The sequence below is a fragment of the Chelatococcus albus genome (genome assembly GCF_030067675.1).
Lineage (GTDB): Bacteria > Pseudomonadota > Alphaproteobacteria > Rhizobiales > Beijerinckiaceae > Chelatococcus_A > Chelatococcus_A albus.
Genome location: NZ_JASJEV010000002.1, coordinates 78,796 through 105,711 on the forward strand (window position 1 = coordinate 78,796; position 26,916 = coordinate 105,711).

Here is a 26,916-nt window from a genome sequence, read left to right on the forward strand (position 1 = left end):
GCCTTCGCCTTCGTTCCTCCGTTCCGGCACCGGCCGGCCTCGCCTTGAACCGCGGGCGATCGGTGCCTACTCTCACACCCATCGCGTGAACCGATGCGGACGAGAGAATGCAGAAGCAAGGCGTCAATCAGGACATCGTTGGTGGCTTTCTTCTCGCTGTCGCGGCGCTCATCGCGATCCTGATCGCCAACTCCCCCCTCTCCGGCTTCTACGACCAGCTTCTGTCGACGAAGCTCAACCTCACCATCGACCCCGCCGGCACGGACGCCGTCTATGGCCTGTCCAAGCCTTTGGTGCTCTGGATCAACGACGGGCTGATGGCTGTCTTCTTCTTCACGGTCGGCATGGAGATCAAGCGCGAGTTCGTCGAGGGCAGCCTCGCCGGCGCCCGCCGCGCTGCCATGCCGGCGATCGCCGCCCTCGGGGGCGTCGTCCTGCCGGCCCTCATCTATTGGGCTGTCGCGCGCAACGATGCGGCGGCGCTCGCCGGGTGGGCCATACCGACGGCGACGGACATCGCCTTCGTCGTCGCCGTCTGCGCGCTCCTCGGCAATGCCGTGCCGCCGGCGCTGAAGGCCTTCCTGCTGGCCCTTGCGATCATCGACGACCTCGTGGCCATCGTCGTCATCGCGGTCTTCTACACGGCCGAACTGTCGACGCTGTCGCTCGGCCTCGCCGGCCTGGGCGTGGCGGCTCTCGTCGCGCTCAATCTCCTCGGCGTGCGCTCGCTCGCGCTCTATATCCTCGTCGGACTTTACACCTGGGTGTGCGTGCTGAAGTCGGGCGTGCACGCCACGCTGGCGGGGGTTGCGCTCGGCCTTGCAGTGCCACTCGAGCGGGACGCGACCGGGCGGAGTCTCAACGAGGACTGCGAACATGCGCTGAAGCCGTGGGTGGCCCACGGCATCCTGCCCCTTTTCGCCTTCGCCAATGCCGGCGTCGGCCTCTCGGGCCTGTCGGCGGATATCGTGCTTTCCGCCATGCCGCTCGGCATCGCGCTCGGCCTCTTCATCGGCAAGCAGCTCGGCGTCTTCGGCTTCGCGCTGGTGGCCGCGAAGCTGCGGCTCGCGGAACTGCCGCCCGGCATCACGCCGGCGCGACTCTACGGGGGCGCGATCCTCACCGGTATCGGCTTCACCATGAGCCTCTTCATCGGCACGCTCGCCTATGACGACCCTGCACCACTCGCCATGGTCCGGCTCGGCGTCATCGCCGGCTCGGTCCTGTCGGTCGTCACGGGCACCGCCGTTCTCCTTGCGGTGGGGCGGCGCGAGCGCGAAGCCGTGCTTGCCTGAACCGCGGCGGCGGGGGCTTTCCCGGCGCGGGGGCCGGGCTGCGGTCACTCGCCGGGGGCCTCGGCCTTGATGGCGAGCGCATGCAGGCCCCGCGCGAACTCGTCCTGCAGCAACGCGTTGATCATGCGGTGGCGTTCGACCCGGCTCTTGCCGGCGAAGGCCGCCGACACGACATCAATGCGGAAGTGCGTCTCGCCGCCCTCCCGCCAGCCGGCATGGCCGACGTGGAGGTGAGATTCGTCCTTGACGTCGAGCCTGAGCGGCGCGAGAGCCGCGGTGAGCTTGGCGTTGATCGTGTCCTGCATGCGCATGGGCCGTGCATCCGTCCTTATCACCAGGGGGTGTGTCGCCCCGTCACTTGTCCGACGCGTTCAGCTTCACATAATGGTCCGGTCATGGACCTCAACTCGCCCCTGTTCGATCGCATCCGCGTCAGGCCCAAGGCCGAAGAGGCGCGGACGGCGGACGCGCCGGTGTGCGAGCATCCGGGATGCGGGCGGCCGGGCGATTTCCGCGCGCCGAAGGGCCGCACGCACGAGGGGCAATACTATCACTTCTGCCTCGATCACGTGCGCGCCTACAACCAGTCCTACAACTATTTCGCCGGCATGAGCGACGCGGCCGTCGCGGCCTATCAGAAGGATGCGCTGACAGGTCACCGGCCGACGTGGAAGATCGGCGTCAACGGCGCCGCGGAGGGCCTGCACAGGGCGCGGTCCGACGCAGAAGGCGCAGGCGACTACACGGTCGAGGACCCCTTCGGCGTCTTTGGCGCCGGGGCCTTCGCCCGCCGGGCGCCGCGCGAGGAGAAGCGGCGGCTGTCCGGTACGGCGCTCAAGGCGCTCGACACGCTGGGCCTCGATGAGGGCGCGGACGCGGCCGCCATCAAGGCGCGCTACAAGCTGCTCGTAAAGCGTTTCCATCCGGACGCCAATGGCGGCGACCGCTCGTTCGAGGCCCGCTTCCATGAGATCGTCCGCGCCTACAACACGCTGCGGGCCCTCGGCCTCGCCTGAGGCGGTGGCGGTCGCCACGCGACGGCGATAGCCTTGCCGGGCGAAGCATCGCCAACGAGGGCAGCCGTCACCATGAAACTCCCGTCACTCCTCGCCGCCGGCATTCTCGCCGCATCGATGCCGGCGCTCGCCCAGGACATCGACGCCGAGGCTCAATACCGGCAGTCGCCGGGAGTGCTCGCCCGTTACGGCGACCTTCCCATCGCCCTCGATACACCGGCGCTGCAACCGGGCCGAACGACCTTCACGACCCAGGAGGAGATGCTCGCCTATCTCGCCGGTCTGAAGACGCGCAATCCCGCGGTCGTGCTCGACATCCTCGGTCGCTCGCAGCAGGGACGCGACATCCCCTACCTCCTGTTCACGAAGGAGGGGCTTACCGATCCCGCGGCGATCGCCAGGCTCGGCCGCCCGGTCCTGTGGTTCGTCGGCCAGCAGCACGGCAACGAGCCGGCCGGCGGCGAGGCGATGCTGGCGCTCGCCAGGATGCTCGCCGAAGGGGAGCTGAAGCCCCTGCTCGACAGGGTCACGGTCGTCGTCGTGCCGCGCGCCAACCCGGACGGGGCGGCGGCCTTCACCCGCGCGACGGCGAACAAGTCCGACCTCAACCGCGATCACATCCTGCTGACGCTGCCCGAATCGCGGGCGCTGCATGCCAGGCTCGTCGAGCTGCCGCCGGACGTCATCGTCGATGCCCATGAATTCTCGGTCGCCAACCGCTGGCTGCAGAAGTTCTCGGCGATCCAGGCGAGCGACGCGATGTATCTCTATGCCACGCATCCGCTCGTCAATCCGCAGATCACGGCGCTCGCCGACGGCCTGTTCAAGCCTGCGATCGACGCGGCCTTCCGGGTGAACGGCCTGTCGAACTTCTGGTACCACACGACGAGCTACAAGACCGAGGACAAGCTCGTCTCGATGGGCGGCAACGCGCCCGGCATCGCGCGCAATGCCTTCGGCCTCATGGGCGCGGTCTCCTTCCTGGTCGAGACGCGGGGCGTGGGCGTCGGCATGGAGGCCTACCAGCGCCGCGTCGCCACGCATGTGGTCGTGGCCAAGGCGGTGGTCGAGACGGCGGCGAGGGAGGCGGAGCGCCTGCGCGCCGCCGTCGCCAAGGCGCGCGACGAGGCTGCCGCCGACCGGCGCGACCTCATCGTCGCGCACAAGCCGGCCGTCACGTCCGTCGACCTGCCGCTTCTCGACCCGCAGACCGGCGAGCTGCGACCCACGCGTGTGGACTTCCAGGATTCGCGCGTCATCACGCCGAGCGCCGTCAGGGCGCGTCCGGCCGGCTATCTCCTTACCGCCGAGGCGACGACCGCGGTCGACGAACTGATGCTCAATGGCGGCGCCGTCTGCGTGCTCAGGGAGCCGGCGGATATCGAGGTCGAGAGCTTTGCGCTGGCCGGGCCGCTGAAGGCGGTGAACCGGGAGGCGATCAATCCCGAGCAGGCGCTCAAGGTGGACCTCGCGGCCAGAAGGCTCACCCTGCCGGCCGGGACCTTCTACGTGCCCGCGGGGCAAACGGCGGGCGGCCTTCTCTCGGCAGCGCTCGAGCCGGATTCGCCGGGCAGCTTCGTCGGCACCGGCGTCGTGTCGCTCACGGCCGAGGCGCGCGAAGCGCCGATCTACCGCGCCGGCGAGGCGGCGGCGGCAACGCTCAGGCTCGCCCCCCTGTCGGCGGCGGGCGCCGCGCTCTGCGGCGGTTGAGGGGCACCCCTGCAACCCAGGGCATCGCGCTGATGGCCATGATGACGCATGGTGATTTGCCGGGCGTCCTGCCGGCCTATATTGCAGGTATATCCGAGTTGCGGACTTGCCCGATCGTCGGCGGTGGTGCGATTGTGCGCCCCGGCCGCGGGTCAGCCCCGCGGATTGTGAGGATCCATGCAAGCGACGACCGAGACGATCACCGGTCTGCCGGACATGAAGCTGTCGGTCCGGCAGGTCTTCGGCATCGACACCGACCTCGAAGTGCCTGCCTATTCCGAGCCCGACGAGCATGTGCCGGATCTCGACCCGGACTATCTCTTCGACCGTGAGACGACGCTCGCCATCCTGGCCGGCTTCGCGCGAAACCGCCGCGTCATGATCACGGGCTACCATGGCACGGGCAAGTCGACGCACGTCGAGCAGGTGGCCGCGCGTCTCAACTGGCCGTGCGTACGCGTGAACCTCGACAGCCATGTCAGCCGCGTCGACCTCGTCGGCAAGGATGCGATCGTCCTCAAGGACGGCAAGCAGGTCACCGAGTTCAAGGACGGCATGCTGCCCTGGGCGCTGCAGAACAACGTGGCCATCGTCTTCGACGAGTACGATGCCGGCCGCCCGGACGTGATGTTCGTCATCCAGCGCGTGCTCGAGGTCTCGGGCAAGCTGACGCTGCTCGACCAGAAGCGCGTCATCCGCCCGCACCCGGCCTTCCGCCTCTTCGCGACGGCGAACACCATCGGGCTTGGCGACACCTCGGGCCTCTACCATGGCACCCAGCAGATCAACCAGGGCCAGATGGACCGCTGGTCGATCGTCACCACGCTCAACTACCTGCCGCACGACAAGGAAGTGAACATCGTGCTGGCCAAGGCCAAGCACTATCAGACGGACGAGGGCCGCGACATCGTCAACAAGATGGTGCGGGTCGCCGATCTCACGCGCAACGCCTTCATGAACGGCGACCTGTCGACCGTCATGAGCCCGCGCACGGTGATCACCTGGGCCGAGAACGCCGAGATCTTCCGGGACATCGGCTTCGCCTTCCGCGTCACCTTCCTCAACAAGTGCGACGAGCTCGAGCGCCCGCTGGTGGCCGAGTTCTACCAGCGTTGCTTCGGCAAGGAGCTGCCGGAATCGGCGGTGAACGTGGCGCTGTCGTGAGCGCGCCGCCGCGCGCCGGGTGGCCGCGCGGCGCGCCTCGATCGCGGCCCGTACCCCGCATCGGCGGCGCGGTGTCCGGCTGACCGGAAGACTTGAGGATGACCACAGGCTCGAACCGCAAACCACCGGCGAACAGGGACGCCCCGGCCGAGCCGCTGAAGCGGGCGGTTGCGGGTGCCATGCGGGCCATCGCCAAGAAGCCGGAGCTCGAGGTCGCCTTCGCCTCCGACCGGCCCGCGCTCACGCCGGAGCGGGCGCGGCTGCCGGAGCCGCCGCGTCGGCTCACGCCGCTCGACATCGCCGTCCTGCGCGGGCACGGCGATTCCATGGCGCTCAGGCTTGCCTGCCATGATGCCGCCGTGCATCGCCGCCTGGCGCCTGAGAGCCAGGCAGCGCGGGCCGTCTACGACGCCGTCGAACAGGCGCGCGTCGAGGCCATCGGCTCGCGGCGGATGAGCGGCGTTGCCGCCAATCTCTCGGCCATGCTCGAGGACCGGTATCACCGCGGCAACTACCACGAGATCTCCGATCGGGCGGATGCGCCGCTGGAGGACGCCGTCGCCATGCTGGTGCGCGAGCGACTGACCGGCCTCGCACCGCCCGCAGCCGCCCGCAAGATCGTCGACCTTTGGCGCGACCTTATCGAGGACAAGGCCGGCCGCGACCTCGACCGGCTGGCCAGGAGCATCGAGGATCAGCGCAGCTTCGCCCGCTGCGTGCGCGACATCCTCGCCGACCTCGACATGGCGGATGAAGCCGACCTCGACGCCGACGAGAGCGAGGAGGAGGACGAGAAGGGCGAGCCCGAGCAGGACCAGGAGCAGGGCGAAGGCGAGGCGCAGGAACAGTCCCAGTCCGAGCGTTCGCAGGTCGAGACGAGCGAGGATGCCGCCGAGGACATGGAGGAGGGCGCGACGGAAGCGGCCGATGCCCCCTCCGGCGAGCTGCCGGATGAGGCGGAGGCGGCCGATTCCGAGGATGCGGCGGAGGCGTGGCGGCCGCCGCCGGGCCGGGCCAACGAGCCGCAGGGGCCGGACTACCGCGCCTTCACGACGAAGTTCGACGAGGTGGTGCACGCCGAGGACCTGTGCGAGGTCGACGAGCTCGCGCGCCTGCGCGCCTATCTCGACAAGCAGCTCGCGCATCTGCAGGGCGTGGTGGCGCGGCTCGCCAACCGGCTGCAGCGGCGTCTGCTGGCCCAGCAGAACCGTGCCTGGGAGTTCGACCTCGAGGAGGGCATGCTCGATGCCGCGCGACTGCCGCGCGTCATCGTCGATCCCTTCCAGCCGCTGTCCTTCAAGCGCGAGAAGGACACCGACTTCCGCGACACGGTGGTGACGCTGCTCATCGACAACTCCGGCTCGATGCGCGGACGGCCCATCACCGTGGCGGCGACCTGCGCCGACATTCTGGCGCGGACGCTGGAACGCTGCGGCGTCAAGGTCGAGATTCTCGGTTTCACGACGCGCGCCTGGAAGGGCGGGCAGTCGCGCGAGCGGTGGCTGCAGTCGGGCAAGCCCCCCGCGCCGGGCCGCCTCAACGACCTGCGCCACATCGTCTACAAGGCGGCGGATGCCCCCTGGCGGCGGGCGCGCAAGAACCTCGGGCTGATGATGCGTGAGGGGCTGCTCAAGGAGAATATCGACGGCGAGGCGCTGGACTGGGCGCACAAGCGCCTCCTGGTCCGCCCCGAACAGCGGCGCATCCTCATGGTCATCTCCGACGGTGCGCCGGTCGATGATTCGACTCTCTCGGTGAACCCCGGCAACTATCTCGAACGGCACCTGCGCCACGTCATCGAGGAGATCGAGATGCGCTCGCCGGTGGAGATCATCGCCATCGGTATCGGCCATGACGTGACGCGCTACTACCGCCGCGCCGTGACCATCGTCGATGCCGAGGAGCTCGGCGGCGTGATGACGGAGAAACTGGCCGAGCTCTTCGAGGAGAATGGACCGGTCGTCCGCCCGACCCGGCGTCGCGCCGGAGCGCGCGCGTGACGGCAGAACGGCGCGGCATTTCCTGCCGCGGCTTCGCCAAGGCGGGTTTTGCGGCGCTGGTCCTCGCCCTCGCCTCGCCGACGAGCGCGGCGCCGCCTCCGGTGCCGGATGGTCCCGTCCCGATCATCGTGACGGCGAGCCCCATCACCCATTTCGACGTGCGCGATCCCGCTCGCACGCGCTTCGGAGCCCTCGAGTTCCGGGGCGGGCTTGCGCTGCGCTCGTCCTTCGGCGGCTTCGGCGGGCTGTCGGGCGCCTGGCGCGCGGCCAACGGTGCGCAGCTCGTGGCCGTGACTGACCGCGGCTGGTGGCTGACCGCGCGCCCGGTCTACGTGGGCGGACGCCTCGCGGGGCTCGCAGCGGCCGAGATGGCGCCGATGCGGTCCGCAACCGGCAGGGCGCTCGAGCGCACACGTTCCTACGACACCGAGTCGCTCGCGATCGCCGGCGGGGTGGCCTTCGTCGGCGTGGAGCGCACGCACGAGGTGTTGCGCTTCGATTGGGCCGGGCAGGGCCCGCGCGCCAGCGCGCAGCACCTTGCCCTGCCCGCCGATGTCAGGCGGCTGCCCCCCAACCGCGGCCTCGAGGCCATCGGCGTGGCGCCGCCGGGAAGCCCGGTGGCCGGCGCCCTCGTCGCCGTCGCCGAGCAGAGCGGCGAGACCGCGACAGCCGGCTTCGTGCTCACGGGCGCGCAGCGCGGCACCTTCTCGGTCACGCGGCGCGACGGCTTCGCCGTGACCGATCTCGCCTTCCTGCCGAATGGGGATCTCGTCCTGCTCGAACGGCGCTTCGTGCCGCCCTTCAGCATCGCCATGCGCCTGCGGCGTATCGACGGGGGCGCCGTCAGGCCGGGCGCCGTCCTCGATGGCGCCGTGCTCATGCAGGCCGATGGCGGCTACGAGATCGACAACATGGAAGGGCTTGCGGTGCACCGCAACGCGGCGGGCGAGACCATCCTGACGCTCCTGTCGGACGACAATTTCTCGCCCCTCGAGCGCACGCTGATGCTGGAATTCGCACTCGTCGGGGAATGAGGCGGCTGTGACAGCTCAGCCGCTCTCGGGTGGCGGCTCCGCCGCCGGGGGGCGACGTCGGCTCGGTTTCCTGTTCCGCAAAGCCGGACGGCGAGCCCATCCCTTCAGGAGCGAACCGGCCTCTTCGCCGTATCGGCGTCCACTTCGGCAGAAAGTGCTCTCACGAGCGCACCGTAGGGCACGAGCATCAGCAGCGCCATCGCCATCTTTACGAGGAAGTCACAGGTCGCCCAGCCGACCCAGACGGGCAGGGCGAGCTGCGCGTCGCCCACGCCGTAGGTCGCCGTGCCGGAAAGGTCGCCGGCAAAGGCGATGGAGAAGAACAGGGCGGTGTCGATGGCCGAACCTGCGAGACTGCCGAGGAGCGGGGCGCGCCACCAGGCCAGACGCCGCAGCCTGTTGAAGACCGAGACATCGAGGAGCTGGCCGACGAGGAAGGCCGCGCCGGAGGCGAGGGCGATGCGCGGGCTCGCGGCGGCGATCGAGACGATCACCGCCAGCACGAAGCCGACGATGACGAGGCGCCGTGCCGTGGCCGCGCCGTGGCGGCGGTTGGTGAGGTCGGTGATGAGGAAGGCGACGGGATAGGTGAAGGCGCCCCAGGTCAGGTAGTCCTCGAGGCCCCAGGGCGTGAACGGATACTGGACGGCGACGTTGGAAACGAGGACGACGATGGCCATCCCGATGATGGGCAGCCACAGGCGGCCTGTCCGGCGCTGCGCTGCGCTCATGTCGCGCTCCGCATCGGCAAAGTCTTTGAACAATCATGCGGAGCACGGGCCTGCCCGTTCCGGGCTGATCCGCGCTCCGACCTCAAATGCGAACGGGCGGCCAGGCCGCCCGTCGAAGATCGAGTATCGTCCGCGCCGTCAGTTCGCCGCAGCGAGCTTCTTCGCGATCTCGCGCTTAAGGGCGAGCGCGCCGCTCGACAGCTCGCTGTCGGAGGCCTTGGCGAGGAAGGCGTCGAGGCCGCCGCGGTGCTCGACCGAGCGCAGCGCCGCCGCCGCGATGCGCAGGCGGACCGAACGGCCGAGCGTCTCCGACTGCAGCGTGACGCTGCACAGATTGGGCAGGAACCGCCGCTTCGTCTTGCGGTTCGAGTGGCTCACGAGGTGACCGCTCTGAACGGCCTTGCCCGTCAGTTCGCAACGGCGCGCCATGACACGTACGTCCTGTTCTCTCGTCGGTGCAGCCGCTCCGGGAGGCCGAAAGAAGCTCCCAAAAAACGCTCACTCGTCCGGCGCAAGCACCGGCAGCTGGACACCGCATGTCCTATGAAAGTGGCGGGTGTATAGTGGAAGCCCATGGGCGGCGTCAAGGATGGCGCGCGCGATCTCGCCTCGCGGGCGGCAAGGCGTCACGATTCGGACCGATTCGCTGCCGACATGATGTCGCGGCGACATTGCGGGAGCGGCACGGGCGATGCGGGCGCATCTGGCACGGGGTGGCGATTGGGGTGCTGGACTCGCCGAGGGGCGGGCGGTTCGACCTGCGCGACAGCGGGCGCGGCTGGCCGCGCGCGTCGCGGGCCTGTGCGGCGGGCTGCTCTGCGCCGGCTTTCTGCCGATGGTCGCGAGCGCCGCTTCGCTGTCGGCGCAATATGACATCTCGCTCATCGGCCTCAAGATCGGCACGGCCACCGTCAAGGGTGACTTCGCCCAGGATCGCTACAAGCTCGAGATCTGGGCGAAGCTCACCGGACTGGTCGGGGCGGTGACGGGCGGCAAGGGGGCTGCCAGCGCCACGGGCAGCCTGGGCGGTGCACGGCCGGTGCCGTCGAGCTTCGCCGTCACCACCGCGACTTCCGACAAGTCGGCGATGGTGCGCATGGCGCTTGCGGCGGGCACGGTGCAGGCAGTGGAGATCAAGCCCTTGCCGGAGCCGAAGGCCGATCGCGTCGCCCTGACGGAGGCTCACAAGCGCGGCGTCGTCGATCCGGTGAGCGCCCTCATCATGCCTGCGCAAGGCGCCGGCTCGGCGAGTGACCCTGCCGCCTGCAACCGGACGATCCCGGTCTTCGACGGCGCCGCCCGCTTCGACGTGGTGCTCACCTATTCGCGCACGGAGATGGTGAAGGGACCGGCCTATGACGGGCCGGTCCTCGTCTGTGCGGCGCGCTACGTGCCCATCGCCGGGCATCGGCCGAACCGGCCCGCCAACAAGTTCATGGAGGAGAACCGGGACATGGAGACCTGGCTCGCACCCGTCGACGGCGCCCGGCTCTTCATGCCCTTTCGCATCTCCGTGCGGACGATGCTCGGCACCACCGTGATCGAGGCATCGCACTTCGCCGTCAACGGCCGGGAGGGGCGGGCGCCCGACAAGCCTGTCCGTGCCCAGAACTGAGCGACCCATTGTCCCGCACCGGCACGGAAAGGTTAACGCGGGGGGGTGTTGCGTCGCGCCGGAGCTGGCGGGCGCGACGTGTGTTTTGTGGGATTACGAGCCGGCGGCTACCAGATGTCGTGGGGACCAGAATGGGAACAGGCCTGTTTCAGCGATTCGTCGCCGGTTCGTTCCGGCTTCGATCGATGTCTTGGCGGTGACGCAGGCAGTGCGAGCAGTCGTGTTCACCGTCTGTTGACCATGGGCGAGGGGGCTGGTGCTGCAGGGCGCCTCGGACCGGAGGTTAACCCCAGGGCCGGCGACAAGGGCGATGGCCGGGGAGTGCCGCGGCGGGTTTGTGGCGAGGCCGAGGGGGTGACACCACATGTCGTAGCGAACGAATCCCGATTCCACGCGAGTCGCCGATTCGGGCTTGATTCGTTCCAGACTCGTTCCGCCCGTTAAAAGATGGGCGCAGTCGCGTTCCGATGTGATACAGGGACGCCAATCGTCACCGGTACGCCGGCCTGGCCGGCGCCACCCAACCGACAGGCCTCGATGGTTCTTCGTTCGCTGCCGCCTCAGTTCCGCGCCCGCGGGGTGACGGCCGTCCTCGGACCGACCAACACCGGCAAGACACATCTCGCCATCGAGCGCATGCTCGGCCACGAGAGCGGCATCATCGGGCTGCCGCTCAGGCTTCTGGCGCGCGAGGTCTACCAGCGCGTCGTCGAGCGCGTCGGGGCGGAGGCGGTCGCCCTCATCACCGGCGAGGAGAAGATCAAGCCGGCGAAGGCGCGCTACTGGATCGCCACCGTCGAGGCGATGCCGCGCGACCTCGATGTCTCCTTCTGCGCCATCGACGAGATCCAGCTCGCCGCCGACTTCGAGCGCGGTCACGTCTTCACCGATCGGCTCCTCAACCAGCGCGGCCGGTCCGAGACCCTCGTCATCGGTGCCGCCACCATGCGGCCGCTCGTCGAGACCCTCATCCCCGGCGCCAATATCGTGTCGCGGCCGCGCCTGTCGACGCTCTCCTTCGCCGGCGAGAAGAAGATCACGCGACTGCCGCGCCGATCGGCCGTCGTCGCCTTCTCGGCCGAGGAGGTCTATGCCGTCGCCGAGCTCATCCGCCGGCAGAAGGGTGGGGCGGCTGTGGTGCTCGGGGCCCTGAGCCCGCGCACGCGCAACGCGCAGGTGGCGCTCTACCAGTCGGGCGACGTCGACTATCTCGTCGCCACCGACGCCATCGGCATGGGGCTCAACCTCGACGTCGACCATGTGGCCTTCGCCGCCGACCGCAAGTTCGACGGCTACGGCTTCCGCCAGCTCAATCCGGCCGAGCTCGGCCAGATCGCGGGGCGGGCGGGCCGGCACATGCGTGACGGCACCTTCGGCACGACGGGGCGCTGCCCGCCCTTCGACGAGGAGCTCGTCCGCGCGCTCGAGGATCACGCCTTCGATCCCGTACGCGTGGTGCAGTGGCGCAACCCGGATCTCGACTTCCGCTCGATCGATGCCCTGCAGACGAGCCTCGCCAGATTGCCGAGCGAGCCCGGACTGACGCGCGCGCCCGTCGCAGACGACCTCGCCGTGCTCGAAACGCTCGCCCGCGACGGCGAGGTGCGCGGCTTCGCGCGCGGGCCTGCTGCCGTGGAGCGCCTTTGGGACACCTGCCAGATCCCCGACTACCGCAAGGTCTCGCCCGCCGCCCACGCCGATCTCGTCGCCACGATCTACCGGGCCCTGATGCGCGACGGCGTCGTCGCGGATGACTGGTTCGCCCGTCAGGTGGGGCTTGTCGACCGCACGGACGGCGACATTGATACGCTGTCCGCGCGCATCGCCCAGGTGCGCACCTGGACCTTCGTCGCCAACCGGCCGGACTGGCTCCGCGATCCCGAGCATTGGCAGGGGCTGACCCGTCAGGTAGAGGACAAGCTGTCGGATGCGCTGCACGAGCGCCTGGCTGCCCGGTTCGTCGACCGGCGCACCAGCGTGTTGATGCGGCGCTTGAGAGAGAACGCGATGCTCGAAGCGGAAGTCACGGCCACCGGCGACGTGCTCGTCGAAGGCCAGCACGTTGGTCACCTGCACGGATTCCAGTTCGCGCCCGATCCCCAGGCGGAGGGCTCGGAGGCCAAGGCCCTGCGCGCTGCCGCGCAGAAGGCGCTTGCCGGCGAGATCGAGGCCCGGGCCGAGCGCTTCTCGGCCGCCGCCGACGACAGTTTCGTGCTCGCCAACGACGGGACCATTCGCTGGAACGGCGAGGCGGTGGCGAAACTCGCGAGCGGCGACAAGCTGCTCGAGCCGCGCTTCCGCATCGTCGCCGACGAGCATCTGACCGGGCCGGCGCGCGACAAGGTCGACGCGCGCCTCGCCACCTGGCTCAAGGCGCATGTGGCGAAGCTCCTCGGTCCGGTCACGGCCCTCGAGGAGGCGGCCGATCTCACGGGGCTCGCCCGCGGCATCGCCTTCCAGATCGCGGAGGCGCTCGGGGTGCTGGAGCGCGCGCGCGTCGCTCAGGACGTGAAGAGCCTCGATCAGGACGGCCGCGCGGCGCTGCGCCGCTACGGCGTGCGCTTTGGCGCCTACCACCTCTACCTCCCGGCGCTGCTGAAGCCCGCGCCACGGGCGCTCGCCGCCCAGCTCTGGGCCCTGAAGCACGGCGGCCTCGACGTGAAGGGGCTCGACGACCTGCCCCATCTCGCGGCCTCCGGCCGTACCTCCATTCCGGTGGACCACGAGGTTCCGAAGGGGCTCTACAGGGCCGCCGGCTTCCGCGTCTGCGGCGAGCGGGCCGTTCGCGTCGACATTCTGGAGCGCCTCGCCGACCTCATCCGCCCGGCGATTGCCTATCGCCCCGGGGTCACCCCCGGCGAGCCGCCGGCCGGTGCGGCGGACGGCGACGGCTTTGTCGTCACTGTGGCGATGACCTCGCTGGCGGGCTGCTCGGGCGAGGATTTCTCCTCGATCCTGAAGTCGCTGGGCTATGTCGTGGACCGCCGTGCCGGGCCCGCCATCACCGTGCCGCTGGTGCCCGCGCCGAGCGCGGTGGCACCGGCGAGCGAAGGTGTGGCGGAAGCGACCGCGACGGCCGGGACCGAGGAAGGGGCGATACCCGGCACCGAGGAGGCGGCGGCGGAGGAGGTGGCTCCCGAGGCCGACGCCGTCGATGTCGCTTCGGTCGCCGCCGCATCCCCCGCGGCGCCCGCATCAGCGGAATCCGCCGCCGGCGACGAAGGGCTCCCCTCGCCCGACGCCGTGGGGCCCGACGCCCCCAGCACCGAGGAGGCGGTCGGGATGGGGGCCGCGGAAGTCTCTGAGGTGCCGGAGCCTGCGCCCGCAGTGCCGGCCGAGCCCGAGCCCATCGAGGTGTGGCGACCGCATCGGCATCATCATCACGCCCAGCCGCGCCATGGCGAGCGGCGCGGCGAACGCCATGGCGGTGGGCAGCGCGGCGACGGTCGCCGCGACGAACGCCCGCGCGACGGGCGCAAGCGCTTCGAGGGAGCCCCGCGTCCCGAGCGCGACGGTGATGCCCGTCCGGAACGGCAGGGGCGGGGCCGGCACGGGCCCGGGCGCCTCGACAGGGAGCGGGGCGGCAAGGACCACGGCGGCAAGCCGGGGGCCGACCGCCGCTTCGACAAGCGCCCGGCCGCGCCAAGGGCGGAGAAGCAGCCCGACCCCAATTCGCCCTTTGCCAAGCTCCTCGCCCTGAAGCAGGAACTCGAGGCGCGCGGCGGCAAGAGCTGAGGGGCCTCTTCGAGGGAGACGACCGGATAGTGACGATCGCGTCCGTGTTCTTCCTGACGCCGGCAGCGCTCGCCGGGGAGCGCCTGTGACCGCCCCCGGCGGCGATCGCCTGCGGCTCGACAAATGGCTGTGGCATGCACGCATGGCGAAGAGTCGCACGCTCGCCGCCAAGATCGTCCTCGCCGGCCACGTGCGCGTCAATGGCCAGCGTGTGGAGAACCCCGCGCGGCCGGTCAAGGTCGGGGACGTGCTGACACTCGCCCTTGCCCATGCCACGCTGGTTGTCGAAGTGCGGGCGCTCGGCACGCGGCGCGGTCCGGCGAGCGAGGCGCGCGAGCTCTATGCCCTGCCCGGCGGGACTGCGCCATCCGCCACGCCCGTGAGCGGGCGTGACGATGCGCCGCTTGCGCCCGACGACAAGAGCGGCTAGCACCGCGTTCGATATTACGAACGCGCCTTGGTGCGATTCTAAGGGAGCCCGCCGGCAGGAGACGCGAATGACCTACGTCGTCACCGACAACTGCATTCGCTGCAAGTATATGGATTGCGTCGAGGTCTGTCCTGTCGACTGCTTCTACGAAGGCGAGAACATGCTTGTCATCCACCCCGACGAGTGCATCGACTGCGGGGTGTGCGAGCCGGAGTGCCCGGCGGAAGCGATCAAGCCGGACACGGAGCCCGGCCTCGAATCCTGGCTCAAGCTCAACGCCGACTACGCCAAGACCTGGCCCAACATCACCCAGAAGAAAGAGCCTCCGGCCGACGCCAAGGAGATGGACGGCGTGCCCGGCAAGCTCGAAAAGTATTTCTCGCCGAATCCCGGCACGGGCGACTGAACTGTCCAGTTGAAGAAGCCAGTTCAACACCACTGCCGCGCGCATGGATGCTGCGCGTGGCCGCAGGCCTTTGATTCGTACGACATTTTGTGGTAGGGTCGCGCCCTACAGTCGATTACGCGTGGTGTGCCTCGGCGGTCCCGCGAGACAGCGGTTCAGCTCAGAACGAGAACGAGTGGGCGCGCGGAAGCTCCGGTCTTCCGTGGAGCCGGGCATGTCGAGCGGCTTTCATCATCGGCTGATCGTGGAGCGACCGGTGGGGGCCAGTCTTCGCCGGTCGTCGTGTGCATGCCGTCGTCGGATCTGCCCTCCGGCGCGGCCGAGTACGTCCGAACGGGCGAACGACAGGAGGCGATCCTAACCATGACGAATGTCAAGAAGTCCGCCCAGCGTCAGGGGTTCAAGACGGGTGAATCCATCGTCTATCCCGCTCATGGCGTCGGCACGATCGTCGCCATCGAGGAGCAAGAGGTGGCCGGCTTCAAGCTGGAACTGTTCGTCATCAGCTTCGAGAAGGACAAGATGACGCTGCGTGTGCCCACCGCCAAGGCGGCGAGTGTCGGCATGCGCAAGCTCGCCGAGTCGTCGCTCGTCTCCAAGGCGCTCGAGACACTCACCGGTCGCGCACGCATCAAGCGCACCATGTGGTCGCGGCGCGCCCAGGAATATGAGGCGAAGATCAATTCCGGCGACCTGATCGCCATTGCCGAGGTGGTGCGCGACCTGCACCGCGCCGAGTCGCAGCCCGAGCAGTCCTACAGCGAGCGCCAGCTCTACGAGGCGGCGATCGACCGCGTCGTGCGGGAGATCGCTGCGGTCAACCGCGTGACCGAGACCGAGGCGCTGAAGCTCATCGAGGACGCCCTCGCCAAGTCGCCGCGGCGCGCGGCCAAGGTGGCGGCCGCCGAGGCGGATATCGACGCCGAGGAAGAGGAACTGCAGGACGAGGCGGCGTGACATCGCCGCGCACGTCGCGAAGACCAGAGAAGCCCGGCCGATGCCGGGCTTCTTTGTCGGATGCGCCCGGCGCTCAGGCCAGGGTCTTGCGCAGGAACTCGAGCGTTCGCGACCAGGCGAGCCTGGCGGCCGCCTCGTTGTAACGTTCGGCGCTGGTGTCGTTGTTGAAGGCGTGATCGACGCCCTCGTACATGTAGACCGCGTGGGGAACGCCGGCGGCGTCGAGGGCGGCGCGGTAGGCCGGCACGCCTTCGTTGATCCGCTGGTCGAGGCCGGCATAGTGCAGCAGCAGCGGGCAACGGATGCGCGCGACACGGGTCAGGTCCGGCACGCGCCCGTAGTAGGCGACGCCCGCGTCCAGTTCCTCGGCCCGCGTGGCCAGTTCGTTGACCATGCCGCCGCCCCAGCAGAAACCGACGGCTCCCGCGCGGCGATTGCCGCGTTCGTGGTCCTTCAGCCAGCCGAGCCCGGTGCGCGCCTGGTTGACGACGCTGCCCGTGTCGAGCTTGGCGAAGAGGCGGCGTGCTTCGTCGGCATCCGCGGGCGTGCCGCCGAAGGGCTCGAGAAAGTCGACGGCCAGAGCGAGGAAGCCGTCGACGGCAAGACGCCGTGCGATGTCCTCGATATGCGGGTTGAGCCCGCGGTTCTCGTGGATGACGAGCACAGCCGGCCGCCGCGCTTCGCCGTGTGCCCAGGCGGCATAGCCGGAGATGCGGCCGCTCGCTCCTTCGAAGGCGATGCGCCGGGTGGCGATGCGCGGATCCGTCTCCGCCACGACCGCGGCCTGCGCGTAATTCGGCTCCAGCGCCGCCAGCGCCGCCCGGGCTGCGGCTGTCGAACCGGCGAGCGCCATCAGTCTTTCGAGGAAGACGCGTCGGTCGAGGGGACGATGAGTATACTCGTCGTAGAGCTCGACGAGGCGACGATCGAGTGCCATGAGCGCTTTTCCCTTCGCGTGTCCGATGCCATCCCGTTCCCGTCCATCGGGGCTCGCGTCCACCAGGGTGAACCCGAAGCATCGCCGGCATTGTCGCAGGAGCGGGTGGTCGGCCGCTCACCGGGCCGCTGCCTCCGGCGCAGGATGCTCCGCAGGGAAGATTAGCCGCGCGCCGGGCGCCCGTCCCTATGCAGCGCATCGTGACGGCCCGGCATCCGGGCGCATGGACCCGATGGCCCCCACCGGTCACTCCATGACGATCTTGTAGGCCTCGCCCGCCGTGAGCGGGCCGGGGCGGTCGAGCCCGTTGAGCACCAGGAAACGCTCGAGGTGGCGATCGACGCCCGCCATTCGCGCGGCCAACCCCTCGGCGGTGTCGCCGGGCCTGGCGACGGCCACGCCGAGGCGCAGTGGACGCACCGCCCGCGCCTCCTCGGCGGAGAGCCGGCGCAGGCTGTCGAGCGTCTGGCGGAAGGCGCGGGCCGAATCGCCGCCTGCATCGCGCGAGGCGAGCACCAGCCGGTAGACGGCACCGTCGATGCGCACCACCGCGAGGCGGAAGGACCAGTCCTTGCCGCGCGCCGTGGCGACCGCCGCCGGAAGGCCGTTCACGGTGAGGCTCTCGATGCTGCGCGGCTCCAGACCGTCGATCCAGCCCGACGCGAGATAGTCCTCGAGCGTCTGGCCGGCCGGGACCTCCACGGCGTCGAGGCGCAGCGCCTGCGTGCCGCCCGGTCCGATGCCGAGCACGGCCTGGGCGGTGTTGTCCAGGGTGAAGCCATCGGGCGCGGCGAAGGTGATGCCGAGGCGCGGGTGGAGGAAGCGGCGGCCACGCACGACGCCCTCGGAGGGGTCGTCGCCGAAGGCGATGCCCTCGACTGCGGCGAGATAGGCGGCGCGGTCCACCGCGCTGGAAGCCAGCGGGGCGATCTGGCGCGCCGCGACCAGCGCCTGGGCGATGCGCTCGGGCGTGGTCGGGTGGGTGCTCAGGAAATCGCCCGCCGGCGATGAGGGATTGTTCTTGAGGCTGCCGTTGCGCCCGAGCGACATCAGGAAGCGCGCCGGGCCATAGGGGTCGTAGCCCGCCCTCGCGATGGTGCGGACGCTGATCTGGTCGGCCTCGAGCTCCTGGGCACGCGAGAAGCCTGCGATCGAGAGGCGCGACTGATCGCGCACGGTGCGCACGGCGTTGGGGTCGTTGAGCACTTCCGCCGCGACGCGGCTGACGAGCGCGGAGCGCTGCTCGAGTTCGGCGCGCGCGAGCGCGTGGCGCGCCGTGATATGGGCGATCTCGTGGGCGAGCACGCCGGCGAGCTCGGAGGTGTCATTGGCGAGCGCCAGGAGCCCGCGCGTGACGTAGACGTTGCCGCTCGGCAGGGCGAAGGCGTTGACCGTCGGCGAGTTGAGGATCGTGACACGGTAGGCATCGCCCGCTTCGCCGGTTGCCGACGTCAGGCGCCGCACGATGTCGGCCAGCATGCGCTCGAGCGCCGGCGCCCGGTATTCGCCGCCGAAGGCGGCGACGAGGCGCGCGTGCTCTCGCGTGGCCGCGCGCTCGATGCCGGTGATGCGCGGGGCCGCCGGCGGGAGCGGAGCCGTGGAGGGCAATCCGCCGCGCCCGTCGCCGGCGCAACCGGCGAGCAGCAGCGCAATGGCCAGCGCGCCGGCAGCGCGCCGCATCGCCAGGAACCACGCAGCACTCTCGACAGTCGCACTCACTGCGATCGATCCGCCTCGATGAACTCGATTTCCTCCGGAAGGCTCACCTCGATCAGCGGACCGCGATCGGCCTCCACGAAACCGCGGACTCGGACCCGGCGTCCCTTCAGGCGGGCCGCCGAAATACCGTTATCGCGCATCCTGCGCCAGTTTCGTTTCGAGATGGTGACCGTGGTGTCCACTGACCATCGTTGACCGAAGTTCACGTAGGTCCTGTCCTTCCGCTCCCCCACGCTCGCGGCGACGCCCTCGACCAGGGCGAAGGAACCCGCGAGCGCCTCCAGCGCGGCCGGGTCGGCGGTGGAACGCACGGCGTAGCGCGCCTCCTGCCACAGTCCGAGCCCCGCGCGGCGCGCCGCGTCCTCGCGCGCGAGCAGAAGGCGTGCGCAGCTTCCCGCCGCACCCTCCGGCCGGACGCGGGCGAGGCCCGCCGCCACGAGCGCATCCTCGAGCCAGCGTCGCGCAGCGCCGCGGGCATCGGCGACACCCCCGTCGGATACCGTGTCCATTCCGACCACGACTTGGGCGAGAATGCGGCCCCAGCGGTCCGGCGCGGGGCCCAGGGGGCGGAAGGCGATGCTCCGGTTCACGATGGCGGCGAGGCGTGTCTCCAATGCAACACCCGCTTCGCTCCCCTCGGGCAGGTCGAGATCGGCGAGGCGAAGCAGGCGGCCGTCGTCGAGCACCAGCGAGCGGTCGGCCGCGACACGCGCCACGCGGGCCCGTTGCGGCAGGGCCCCGTCGCCCAGCGGCGGCAGGCAATCGGCCGCGGCGACGGACGCGAGCCACGGCAGGAAGGCGAGCGGCAGCGCCCACAGGCTCCATCGCCGCCTGCCGCGATCCCCTGCGCCCGGCATCGCCGCCCTCCGTGCCATGCGCTCGCCACCGTCGGCGGGCACCATCACCGGCAGGATAACCCGGCTGTTTCCCGACTCGAACGGCCGATGCTAACGAAGGGCGCCGCCGTCCGTCGCCGGGAACATGTCAGCCATGCGCCTCTGGCAGATCGACCTGATCGACCCCGCCTACCAGGCGCCCGAATGCCTGGCATGGCTCGACGCGGCCGAGCGCGACCGCTGCCGACGATTCCTCCGTGCCGATGACGCGCGCCGCTTCGCCGCCGCCCACGTGGGGCTGCGCCTGGTGCTCGCCCGCCACCTCGGCCTTGATCCGCGGGAGATCGCCTTCAGCCACAACGCCTGGGGTCGTCCCTTCGTGGCCGGAGGCCCGCCGTTCTCGATGAGCCACAGCGGCGAGGTGGCGCTCGTCGCCGTCGGAGGGGGCGGTATCCTCGGCGTCGACATCGAGGGTTGCGAGCAGCCGGTCGAGCGACGCTGGTTCGACGGAAGTTGGACAACCGGGGAAGAGCGCCGCCTGACGCCGGTCGCACTCAGCGACAGGCATCTCCTGCGTCTGTGGACCCGCAAGGAGGCGGCAGTGAAGGCGCTCGGGCGAGGCCTTTCACAGCCTCTGACCGACGTGGCGGTGCCGCTCGCCGAAGATCTCCCGCCGCAGGGCGGGCGGCTCGTCATTCGCGCCGAGGGGCGCCTGTTCCTCTGGTACTGCTACGACATTCCGCTGGGCGGCGGCTCCGTGGCGTCGCTCGCCTCGGACCGACCGGCCGCAGTCGCGGCCCTGCGCTGCGAGATGGCGCCTGCGCCGACGGATCGCAGGCTCTGGCAGGCTGCGCCCGGCCATGCTACACCCTCGGCGCGCCGGTCCCGTAGCTCAGCAGGATAGAGCAGCGGTTTCCTAAACCGTTGGTCGGGGGTTCGACTCCCTCCGGGACCGCCATTCGCCCGATTCCTCTCCACGGCGCGATGTTCTCCGCGACAGCTACGCGAGCGCCGCCGATCACCGCGCGAAGTTCTGCGAGGCTTGACCCGAACGGACACGGCTTCGCTCTGAACCTTCTCAACAGCGAATGGTGCAAGATCGCTGTCCGACTCTCGTCATACGAATTTTGTCGCTTCTGCAACCTGCCGCGATTTCAGATCTTTACGCATATGCCAGACCACAGCGCACAGGAGCCCGCCATGTTCCACGTCGCAAACGATGCGCGCTTCTGGGACCGGATCGCGCGCAAATATGCTGCCGATCCGATCGCCGACATGGCGGGCTATGAGCGCACGCTCGAGCGCACGCGGCACTATCTCAATGGCGCCGAGACGGCGTTCGAGTTCGGATGCGGCACGGGAACGACGGCGCTCAGGCTCGCGCCCTCCCTCCGGCGCATCGTGGCGACCGACATATCGAGCGGCATGATCGCGATCGCGCGTGAGAAGGCCGAGGCCGAAGACCGCGCCAATGTCGCGTTCGAGGTTGCGACCCCCGATGCGGCGCCCTGGCCGGACGAGAGCTTCGACGTCGCCCTCGGCTTCAATGTCCTGCATCTCGTGGCCGCGCGGGAAGCGGCCCTGAACGGCGTCCATCGGCTGTTGAAGCCCGGTGGGCTATTCATCTCCAAGACGCCGTGCCTCAAGGAGATGAACCCGCTCGTGAGGATTGCCGTGCGCGTCATGCAGGTTTTCGGCAAGGCACCCTATGTGGCGTTCCTGTCCGCGGCAGACCTGGAGCGCGAGATGGCGGCGGCAGGATTCGAAATCATTGAACGCGCCCGCCATGCCTCGCGCGGCAGGGACGCGCGGCCGTTCCTCGTGGCAAGAAAGCGCTGAAGACTGCGGCACCGCATGCCGGGTCATCGTGGCTGGCGCGAGGGCGCACGCGACTTTGCCCGCAACCGATCTCGCCGCCCATCCGTCACCCACCCGCCGCGGACACTGCGGAGGAGCATTGAAGCGCGCTTCGGAGGGATAGCGCAGGCATCGTTCTCATCAGGGGCTCGCACGTCCCGCCATTTGGCCGGACGCATGGCCGGATCGGTGACGACCGGCACGCTCGAGACGAGCGCTGCGACGAAGCAGCCGCGTTGGCTGTCGGATGTCCGGGGCGACCACCCCCCATCAATCTCCGGCTGAAGGTCGCCGGCAGCGGTGAGCTGCTGCCGAGACCGGCGGACGGCGACATCGATATCGCCTCCTGTTTCGGCAAGGGCGGTCTCGCCGGATGCTTCTCCAAGCGGAGCGGCCTTGAGAGCGAGCGCAGGGAGCAACTTGTACACGCCTTCGATATCGGCGGTGCCGACGAGACGGTCGGCCAGGCCGGGGCGCTCGCGCGCCGCCTGGCGTCGACGACTCCGGTCGCCATGCATCGGCCCTTTTTCCGGCTTGAAGCCCCGACACCTTGCGCGGCCGGGCCGGGGGCGCCACTGTCCGCGGGATTCGCAGCGCGCCGGAGCCTCGGACGCCTCCGAGCGCTCGGCGGGGAGTTCATGCCGTTTTGCCGATGCCGATGATCGCAGCCGCCTCGAACCCGTCCCAGCGCGGCCTGGCCCGTCTCCTGCCCCGCGTGGCGCTCGCCCTGCTCATCGGGTTTGCCGCGGGTGGGGCGCTCGCGCAGGCTCCCGGCGGGGCGCCGGCGGCGCCGGCCGCGCCTGCGCAGGCTGCCCCTCGGCCCAACGGCTCGGCCGCCGCGGACGAGACGGCCAAGGCGCGCGCCAGGCTCGATGCCGTGCGCGCCGAGCTGGACCAGATCGAGAAGAGCCTGACGCGGTCTGGCCTGAGCGACGACGACCTGTCGCGGCTGCGCCAGCGGCTCGGGCCGCCCGGCGAGACGGTGACGGCGATCATCGCCACGTTGACGCCGCGCGCCGACGCGGTGAAGGCTCGCCTCGACCAGCTCGGGGCGAAGCCGGACGAGAAGGCGCCGCCGGAGAGCCCGGACGTGGCGCGCGAGCGGGAGGACCGCCAGCGCGAATACGCCGACATCAGCGAGACGCTGCGGCTTGGCCGGGCCCTGCTCGTGCAGGCCGAGCAGATCAACACCACGATTTCCGACCTGAGGCGCGGGGCCTTCACCCGCGCGCTCTTCACCCGAAGCGCGAGCCCGCTGAGCCCCGATCTCTGGGTCGCGGTGGCGCAGTCTCTGCCGCACGACGCCGGGGCCTTGCGCATCACCGTGGGGGAATGGCTGTCGGGCGCGGCGAGCCGCTTCGGCGAGGGGCGTATCGTGGCGCTGTTCGCAGCCGTGATCGCCGCGATCGCCCTCTATCGCGTGCGTGCGCGCATCGCTCCGCGCATCGTGGCGCGCGAACGGCAGATCGGCGAACCAACGCGCCTGAGGCGCGCGCTCGGGGCGGCGGGCCAGATGCTCGCCGGGACGCTGCCGGCGGTGGCGGCGAGCCTCCTCGTCTACGCGGGCCTCGACGGGGCCAACCTGCTGCCGCCGCGCATCCAGCCGGTGATGGTGACGCTGCTCACCGGGCTCGCCCTTGTGGCCTTCGCGCGCTCGCTCGCGGATGCGATGCTCGCGCCCGGGCTGCCGGCGTGGCGGCTCTTCTCCATGCCGGACCTGACGGCGGAGCGCCTGCACCGGCTCGTCTTCGTCGGCTCGGCCGTCATCGTCGGCGGCAAGGTGGTCGAGGCGACGCTGCAGGCGATCGGCGCCGGCCTGCAGGTCTCGGTCCTCAGCAAGGCCCTGTTCGCGCTCATCTTCGCGCTGCTGACCGCTGACACGCTGCGCCGCATTCAGAGCACCGAGGAATGCGCGGAAGAGAGCTTCGGGCCCTATGTGCCGACGGAGCCCTCCGTCGCCGGGCCGCTCAGGGCCGTCGCCTGGGTTGTCACCGCCCTCGTCGTCGGCGGGGCGCTCGTCGGCTACATCGCCTTCGCCTCCTTCCTCGTCGACCAGGTGGTGTGGATCGCGAGCGTCGGGGCCCTGCTCACCCTATCGATCGTGCTGGTGGACGAGGCGGTGGCCGAGGTGCTCGCCGGCAAGAGCCGGGTGTCGCTCGCCCTGCAGGGCAGCATCGGCCTGCGCAAGCGCTCGCTCGAGCAGATCGCGGTGCTCACCTCCGGCGTGCTGCGGCTCGTGCTCATCATCGTCGCCGTGATGCTCGTCCTGGCGCCGTGGGGCGTCGAGTCGGTCGATCTCATCGCCTCGCTGCGTGCGGCCTTCTTCGGCTTCACGGTCGGCGGCGTCACCATCTCCCTGTCGACCATCGTGCTCGCCGTGATCTTCTTCGCGGTCGGCATCCTGGCGACGCGCGGCATCCAGCGCTGGCTCGACACGCGGTTCCTGCCGGCGACCGATCTCGACGCCGGCCTGCGCAATTCGATCAAGACGGGGTTCGGCTATCTCGGCATCTTCGTCGCCGTTGCCCTGGCGCTGGCGCAGCTCGGCCTGAGCCTCGACAAGATCGCCATCGTCGCCGGCGCGCTCTCGGTCGGTATCGGTTTCGGCCTGCAATCCATCGTCAACAATTTCGTGTCGGGCCTCATTCTCCTGTGGGAGCGCTCGGTGCGGGTCGGCGACTGGGTCGAGGTCGGGACGGAACAGGGCTATGTGAAGCGCATCAACGTGCGCTCGACCGAGATCGAAACCTTCGACCGGGCCTCCATCATCGTGCCCAACTCGAACTTCGTCTCGGGGATCGTCAAGAACTGGCTGCACAACGACCGCATGGGCCGCGTGCACATCAAGATCGGCGTGTCCTACGAATCCGACCCGCAGCAGGTGGCGGCCATCCTGGAAGACTGCGCCCGCGCGCATCCGAGCGTCCTCGAAAAGCCGGCGCCCGCGGTGCTCTTCACGAACTTCGGCGATTCCGCCCTCGATTTCGATCTCTACTGTTTCGTGGCGGAGGTCGAGACGCGCGGACGCGTCGGCAGCGACCTGCGGTTCAGCATCTTCAGGCGGCTGAAGGAGGCGGGGATCGAGATTCCCTTCCCGCAGCGCGACATGAATCTGCGCGGCATCGACCGGCTGGAATCGGCGCTCGTGCGCCTCGCCGAGCGGCCGCCGGCGCAGATCCTGGCCCGGGAACCTGCACAAGAACCCGCCCAGGAACCTGCCGAAGAAAGACCCGCGCGCAAGGCGCGCAACGGCGCCCGCAGGAAGGACGTGAAGAATGCCGAGAACGCGTGACGTCGCCGCCCGCATCGCCCTGGTCGGCGCCCTCACGGCGCTCGCGGCCTGCACGGAGGAGCGGGTGGCGGAGAAGCCGCGGTTCTACCAGTCACTGGCGGCGCCGGGGGCGGCCGTGGACAGCGCGAGCGCCGCGGGCATGATCTCGGCCTACCGGCGCAACCATGGTCTGGCGCCGCTCGCCCTCGACGAGACGCTGCAGGGGGTCGCCGCGGCGGAGGCCGAGGCCATGGCTGCCGCGGACAGGCCCGCATCGGCCGACACCCTCAAGGCGAAGCTCGCGGCGGCGGGCGTGGCGGGCGCCTCGGCCAACATTTCCGCCGGCTACCACACGCTGGCCGAGGCCTTCTCCGGCTGGCGCGACTCGCCGGCGCACAACCGCGTCATGCTCGATCCGGCGGCCACGCGCATGGGCATCGCCACGGCCTTCGCGCCGGGCTCGAAGTACAAGGTCTATTGGGTGCTCGCGGTCGCCGCGCCAGCGGCCCGCTGAACGGCCGCCACGGCCGTGGACCGAAGGCCGCCCGCATCAGGGCCTCGCGCCCGGGGGCAGGGGAGGCGCCTCGTTGAGGAGGAGGATGTTCACGCGGCGGTTGGCCGCGAGATAGGGATTGTCCGGGAAGGCGGGCTCCGTGTCGGCCTTGCCGGTGATGGCGGCGAAGCGGTCGTCCGGCAGGCCGTTTGAAGCGAGGATCTCGCGCACCGCGCCCGCCCGCCCGCTGGACAGATCCCAGGCCGACCAGCCCGGGCGGGAACCAGGGCGTGCCGCCGAGGTATGGCCCGTGACGACAATGCGGTTCGGCATGCGCCGCAGGACGGGCGCGATCTTCTCGAGCAGGCGGCGTGTGCGCTCGTAGGGCGCCGTCGATCCGTCGGCGAACATGGAGCGCCCGTCCTGGTCGACGATGGCGATGTTCAGCCCTTCTCTGGTCTCTTCGATGATGATGTTCTTCGACAGCTCCGCGATCTCGGGCATGTCCTGCAGCGCCTGGCGCAGGGAGGCGGCGGCGAGCGCGAAACCCCGGTCGAACTTCGCAATCTCGGTGCCGTCCTCGCCCTTGTAGATTCCGGTCGGCGCCGTCACCGCCGAGCCTTCCTCCGGCGGGGCCTGGCGGACGTTCTTCAGGTTCGGGCGGGTGGGGATGCCGTCGAGCTCGACGACGCCCGCAAATCGCGATTCGCGCTGCACGCCGAAGGCGTCGCGCATCGAGCCGGCGACGATCTGCAGCTTCTTCTGATCCTGCGCCGAGAAGGCCACGAGCATCACGAAGAAGCTCATGAGCAGACCCATGAGATCGGCGAAGGTCACGAACCAGCCGTGCCCGCCGCCGTGCGCATCGCCCTTCTTGCGTGCCATGCCCGCTCTGCCCCTCTCGCTCAGGCCGCGGCGGCGAGCTCGGCCCGGTGATGGTCGGGCAGGTAGGCGAGGAGCATCTCGCGCACGACCATCGGGCTCTTCGATTCGCGGATCTGCAGGACGCCGTCGAGGATGAGGGTGCGTGAGATCTCCTCCTCGGCGAGCTTCAGATGCAGCTTGTCGGCGAGCGGCAGGCAGATGAGATTGGCGGTGAGGGCGCCGTAGAGGGTCGCCAGCAGGGCCACCGCCATGGCGGGACCGAGCTTGGAGGGATCCTCCATGTTGGCGAACATCTGCACCATGCCGATGATGGTGCCGACCATGCCCCAGGCCGGGGCGCAGTCACCGATGGCGCGGTAGATCTTCTGACCCTCGTCGAGGCGCTGCAGGAAGTTGTCGCGCTCGCGCTCCATCGTCTCCTTGATGAATTCGCGATCGTAGCCGTCGGCGATATAGCGGACGCCCTGGGCGAGGTAGGGATCGTCGATCTCGATGGTCTCGAGGGCGATGGGTCCGCTCTTGCGGGCGACCTCGGCGACGCGCGTGATCTCCTCCACGAGGGCTCGCGGGTCCATCTGGCGCATCGTGAAGGCGTATTTCACGCCCATCGGCAAGCCGTGGAGCATCGTGGAGAAGGGGAAGCGGATCAACGTCGCGGCGAAGGAGCCGCCGAAGATCACGATCACTGCGTGAATGTCGTAGAACATGCGGAAGTCGCCGCCCATGAGAATGAGCGTGGCGACGACCGCAAAACCCGCCAGCAGACCGGCCCCGGTCGCTAAATCCATGACCCCCTCCCGCTATCCCGTGCGCCGATCGCGCGGG

General features: G+C 69.9%; 23 protein-coding genes and 1 tRNA gene. 16 read left to right on the forward strand and 8 right to left on the reverse strand.

Annotation, left to right across the window (positions count from 1 at the left end):
* Positions 1-107: 107 nt before the first annotated feature.
* Positions 108-1,295, forward strand: coding sequence for a Na+/H+ antiporter NhaA (gene nhaA, locus QNA08_RS03965; protein ID WP_283739394.1), 1,188 nt, complete (start codon positions 108-110; stop codon positions 1,293-1,295).
* Positions 1,296-1,339: 44 nt separating this feature from the next.
* Here the strand turns inward: nhaA and QNA08_RS03970 are convergent, their stop codons facing one another.
* Entirely contained in the window at positions 1,340-1,606 is a 267-nt protein-coding gene (locus QNA08_RS03970) for a BolA family protein (protein ID WP_283739395.1), read from the reverse strand.
* An 84-nt stretch (positions 1,607-1,690) separates the two neighbouring features.
* Here QNA08_RS03970 and QNA08_RS03975 point away from each other — a divergent pair, with 84 nt between their 5' ends.
* The 5 genes from QNA08_RS03975 (at position 1,691) to QNA08_RS03995 (ending at position 8,219) form a co-directional block, all read left to right on the forward strand.
* Positions 1,691-2,311 carry a J domain-containing protein gene (locus QNA08_RS03975; protein WP_283739396.1) on the forward strand — a complete coding sequence of 207 codons (621 nt, stop codon included), beginning with the start codon at positions 1,691-1,693 and terminating at the stop codon, positions 2,309-2,311.
* 72 nt (positions 2,312-2,383) lie between these two features.
* Entirely contained in the window at positions 2,384-4,021 is a 1,638-nt protein-coding gene (locus QNA08_RS03980) for a M14 family metallopeptidase (protein ID WP_283739397.1), read from the forward strand.
* 177 nt (positions 4,022-4,198) lie between these two features.
* Complete coding sequence (gene cobS / locus QNA08_RS03985; protein ID WP_283739398.1) at positions 4,199-5,185, forward strand: cobaltochelatase subunit CobS; 987 nt, start codon at positions 4,199-4,201, stop codon at positions 5,183-5,185.
* A gap of 98 nt (positions 5,186-5,283) precedes the next feature.
* Positions 5,284-7,185 (forward strand): cobaltochelatase subunit CobT, encoded by a 1,902-nt coding sequence (gene cobT, locus QNA08_RS03990; RefSeq protein ID WP_283739399.1) that lies wholly within the window; start codon positions 5,284-5,286, stop codon positions 7,183-7,185.
* On the forward strand, positions 7,182-8,219 hold the full coding sequence (locus QNA08_RS03995; RefSeq protein ID WP_283739400.1) for an esterase-like activity of phytase family protein: 1,038 nt from the start codon (positions 7,182-7,184) through the stop codon (positions 8,217-8,219). Before cobT ends, QNA08_RS03995 begins: the two co-directional genes overlap by 4 nt.
* 104 nt (positions 8,220-8,323) lie before the next feature.
* On the opposite strand, the gene QNA08_RS04000 is transcribed toward QNA08_RS03995, so the two are convergent.
* Positions 8,324-8,950, reverse strand: a complete 627-nt coding sequence (locus QNA08_RS04000; protein ID WP_283739401.1) for a queuosine precursor transporter — start codon at positions 8,948-8,950, stop codon at positions 8,324-8,326.
* A 138-nt stretch (positions 8,951-9,088) separates the two neighbouring features.
* Positions 9,089-9,379: a 50S ribosomal protein L28 gene (gene rpmB / locus QNA08_RS04005; protein WP_283739402.1), complete on the reverse strand. Its 291-nt coding sequence runs from the start codon at positions 9,377-9,379 to the stop codon at positions 9,089-9,091.
* Between the two features lie 262 nt (positions 9,380-9,641).
* On the opposite strand from rpmB, the gene QNA08_RS04010 reads away from it, so the two are divergent.
* The 5 genes from QNA08_RS04010 (at position 9,642) to QNA08_RS04030 (ending at position 16,093) form a co-directional block, all read left to right on the forward strand.
* The gene (locus QNA08_RS04010; protein WP_283739403.1) at positions 9,642-10,565 is read left to right on the forward strand and encodes a DUF3108 domain-containing protein; all 924 of its coding nucleotides are present in this window, start codon (positions 9,642-9,644) and stop codon (positions 10,563-10,565) included.
* A 537-nt stretch (positions 10,566-11,102) separates the two neighbouring features.
* Complete coding sequence (locus QNA08_RS04015; protein WP_283739404.1) at positions 11,103-14,300, forward strand: helicase-related protein; 3,198 nt, start codon at positions 11,103-11,105, stop codon at positions 14,298-14,300.
* An 85-nt stretch (positions 14,301-14,385) separates the two neighbouring features.
* The gene (locus QNA08_RS04020) at positions 14,386-14,730 is read left to right on the forward strand and encodes an RNA-binding S4 domain-containing protein (protein ID WP_283739405.1); all 345 of its coding nucleotides are present in this window, start codon (positions 14,386-14,388) and stop codon (positions 14,728-14,730) included.
* Between the two features lie 67 nt (positions 14,731-14,797).
* Positions 14,798-15,136, forward strand: a complete 339-nt coding sequence (gene fdxA, locus QNA08_RS04025) for a ferredoxin FdxA (protein ID WP_283739406.1) — start codon at positions 14,798-14,800, stop codon at positions 15,134-15,136.
* Between the two features lie 363 nt (positions 15,137-15,499).
* Entirely contained in the window at positions 15,500-16,093 is a 594-nt protein-coding gene (locus QNA08_RS04030) for a CarD family transcriptional regulator (RefSeq protein WP_283739407.1), read from the forward strand.
* A gap of 73 nt (positions 16,094-16,166) precedes the next feature.
* Here QNA08_RS04030 and QNA08_RS04035 read toward each other — a convergent pair whose 3' ends face one another.
* The 3 genes from QNA08_RS04035 to QNA08_RS04045 all read right to left on the reverse strand — a co-directional run bounded on the left by QNA08_RS04035 (position 16,167) and on the right by QNA08_RS04045 (position 19,606).
* On the reverse strand, positions 16,167-17,030 hold the full coding sequence (locus tag QNA08_RS04035) for a dienelactone hydrolase family protein (RefSeq protein WP_283739408.1): 864 nt from the start codon (positions 17,028-17,030) through the stop codon (positions 16,167-16,169).
* Positions 17,031-17,276: 246 nt separating this feature from the next.
* Positions 17,277-18,749 (reverse strand): M48 family metalloprotease, encoded by a 1,473-nt coding sequence (locus QNA08_RS04040; protein WP_283739409.1) that lies wholly within the window; start codon positions 18,747-18,749, stop codon positions 17,277-17,279.
* The gene (locus QNA08_RS04045; RefSeq protein ID WP_283739410.1) at positions 18,746-19,606 is read right to left on the reverse strand and encodes a thermonuclease family protein; all 861 of its coding nucleotides are present in this window, start codon (positions 19,604-19,606) and stop codon (positions 18,746-18,748) included. Before QNA08_RS04045 ends, QNA08_RS04040 begins: the two co-directional genes overlap by 4 nt.
* A gap of 133 nt (positions 19,607-19,739) precedes the next feature.
* Between QNA08_RS04045 and QNA08_RS04050 the strand changes: the two genes are divergently transcribed.
* The 5 genes from QNA08_RS04050 to QNA08_RS04070 all read left to right on the forward strand — a co-directional run bounded on the left by QNA08_RS04050 (position 19,740) and on the right by QNA08_RS04070 (position 25,227).
* Positions 19,740-20,489, forward strand: a complete 750-nt coding sequence (locus QNA08_RS04050) for a 4'-phosphopantetheinyl transferase family protein (protein WP_283739411.1) — start codon at positions 19,740-19,742, stop codon at positions 20,487-20,489.
* Positions 20,467-20,543 (forward strand) — tRNA-Arg (locus tag QNA08_RS04055). The genes QNA08_RS04050 and QNA08_RS04055 overlap by 23 nt, the downstream gene beginning before the upstream one ends.
* Positions 20,510-21,424: a class I SAM-dependent methyltransferase gene (locus QNA08_RS04060; protein WP_340321538.1), complete on the forward strand. Its 915-nt coding sequence runs from the start codon at positions 20,510-20,512 to the stop codon at positions 21,422-21,424. The genes QNA08_RS04055 and QNA08_RS04060 overlap by 34 nt, the downstream gene beginning before the upstream one ends.
* Before the next feature lie 676 nt (positions 21,425-22,100).
* Positions 22,101-24,734, forward strand: a complete 2,634-nt coding sequence (locus QNA08_RS04065) for a DUF3772 domain-containing protein (RefSeq protein WP_283739412.1) — start codon at positions 22,101-22,103, stop codon at positions 24,732-24,734.
* A complete protein-coding gene (locus QNA08_RS04070; protein ID WP_283739413.1) occupies positions 24,718-25,227 on the forward strand; it encodes a CAP domain-containing protein in 510 nt (169 codons plus the stop codon). The genes QNA08_RS04065 and QNA08_RS04070 overlap by 17 nt, the downstream gene beginning before the upstream one ends.
* Positions 25,228-25,263: 36 nt before the next feature.
* On the opposite strand, the gene QNA08_RS04075 is transcribed toward QNA08_RS04070, so the two are convergent.
* Together QNA08_RS04075 and QNA08_RS04080 are read right to left on the reverse strand one after the other, a co-directional pair.
* Complete coding sequence (locus QNA08_RS04075; protein ID WP_283739414.1) at positions 25,264-26,091, reverse strand: OmpA/MotB family protein; 828 nt, start codon at positions 26,089-26,091, stop codon at positions 25,264-25,266.
* A 20-nt stretch (positions 26,092-26,111) separates the two neighbouring features.
* The gene (locus tag QNA08_RS04080) at positions 26,112-26,879 is read right to left on the reverse strand and encodes a motility protein A (protein WP_283739415.1); all 768 of its coding nucleotides are present in this window, start codon (positions 26,877-26,879) and stop codon (positions 26,112-26,114) included.
* Positions 26,880-26,916 lie beyond the last annotated feature (37 nt).

What these genes read in the sequence shown, in the direction of transcription:
- QNA08_RS04070 (WP_283739413.1), top strand. Translation starts at nt 24,718, where the DNA reads ATGCCGAGAACGCGTGACGTCGCCGCCCGCATCGCCCTGGTCGGCGCC.
- fdxA (WP_283739406.1), top strand. Translation starts at nt 14,798, where the DNA reads ATGACCTACGTCGTCACCGACAACTGCATTCGCTGCAAGTATATGGAT.
- QNA08_RS04000 (WP_283739401.1), bottom strand. Translation starts at nt 8,950, where the DNA reads ATGAGCGCAGCGCAGCGCCGGACAGGCCGCCTGTGGCTGCCCATCATC.
- QNA08_RS03970 (WP_283739395.1), bottom strand. Translation starts at nt 1,606, where the DNA reads ATGCGCATGCAGGACACGATCAACGCCAAGCTCACCGCGGCTCTCGCG.
- QNA08_RS04080 (WP_283739415.1), bottom strand. Translation starts at nt 26,879, where the DNA reads ATGGATTTAGCGACCGGGGCCGGTCTGCTGGCGGGTTTTGCGGTCGTC.
- rpmB (WP_283739402.1), bottom strand. Translation starts at nt 9,379, where the DNA reads ATGGCGCGCCGTTGCGAACTGACGGGCAAGGCCGTTCAGAGCGGTCAC.
- QNA08_RS04050 (WP_283739411.1), top strand. Translation starts at nt 19,740, where the DNA reads ATGCGCCTCTGGCAGATCGACCTGATCGACCCCGCCTACCAGGCGCCC.
- QNA08_RS04015 (WP_283739404.1), top strand. Translation starts at nt 11,103, where the DNA reads ATGGTTCTTCGTTCGCTGCCGCCTCAGTTCCGCGCCCGCGGGGTGACG.
- QNA08_RS04045 (WP_283739410.1), bottom strand. Translation starts at nt 19,606, where the DNA reads ATGCCGGGCGCAGGGGATCGCGGCAGGCGGCGATGGAGCCTGTGGGCG.
- cobS (WP_283739398.1), top strand. Translation starts at nt 4,199, where the DNA reads ATGCAAGCGACGACCGAGACGATCACCGGTCTGCCGGACATGAAGCTG.
- QNA08_RS04075 (WP_283739414.1), bottom strand. Translation starts at nt 26,091, where the DNA reads ATGGCACGCAAGAAGGGCGATGCGCACGGCGGCGGGCACGGCTGGTTC.
- cobT (WP_283739399.1), top strand. Translation starts at nt 5,284, where the DNA reads ATGACCACAGGCTCGAACCGCAAACCACCGGCGAACAGGGACGCCCCG.
- QNA08_RS04010 (WP_283739403.1), top strand. Translation starts at nt 9,642, where the DNA reads ATGCGGGCGCATCTGGCACGGGGTGGCGATTGGGGTGCTGGACTCGCC.
- QNA08_RS04065 (WP_283739412.1), top strand. Translation starts at nt 22,101, where the DNA reads ATGATCGCAGCCGCCTCGAACCCGTCCCAGCGCGGCCTGGCCCGTCTC.
- QNA08_RS03980 (WP_283739397.1), top strand. Translation starts at nt 2,384, where the DNA reads ATGAAACTCCCGTCACTCCTCGCCGCCGGCATTCTCGCCGCATCGATG.
- QNA08_RS03975 (WP_283739396.1), top strand. Translation starts at nt 1,691, where the DNA reads ATGGACCTCAACTCGCCCCTGTTCGATCGCATCCGCGTCAGGCCCAAG.
- QNA08_RS04035 (WP_283739408.1), bottom strand. Translation starts at nt 17,030, where the DNA reads ATGGCACTCGATCGTCGCCTCGTCGAGCTCTACGACGAGTATACTCAT.
- nhaA (WP_283739394.1), top strand. Translation starts at nt 108, where the DNA reads ATGCAGAAGCAAGGCGTCAATCAGGACATCGTTGGTGGCTTTCTTCTC.
- QNA08_RS04030 (WP_283739407.1), top strand. Translation starts at nt 15,500, where the DNA reads ATGACGAATGTCAAGAAGTCCGCCCAGCGTCAGGGGTTCAAGACGGGT.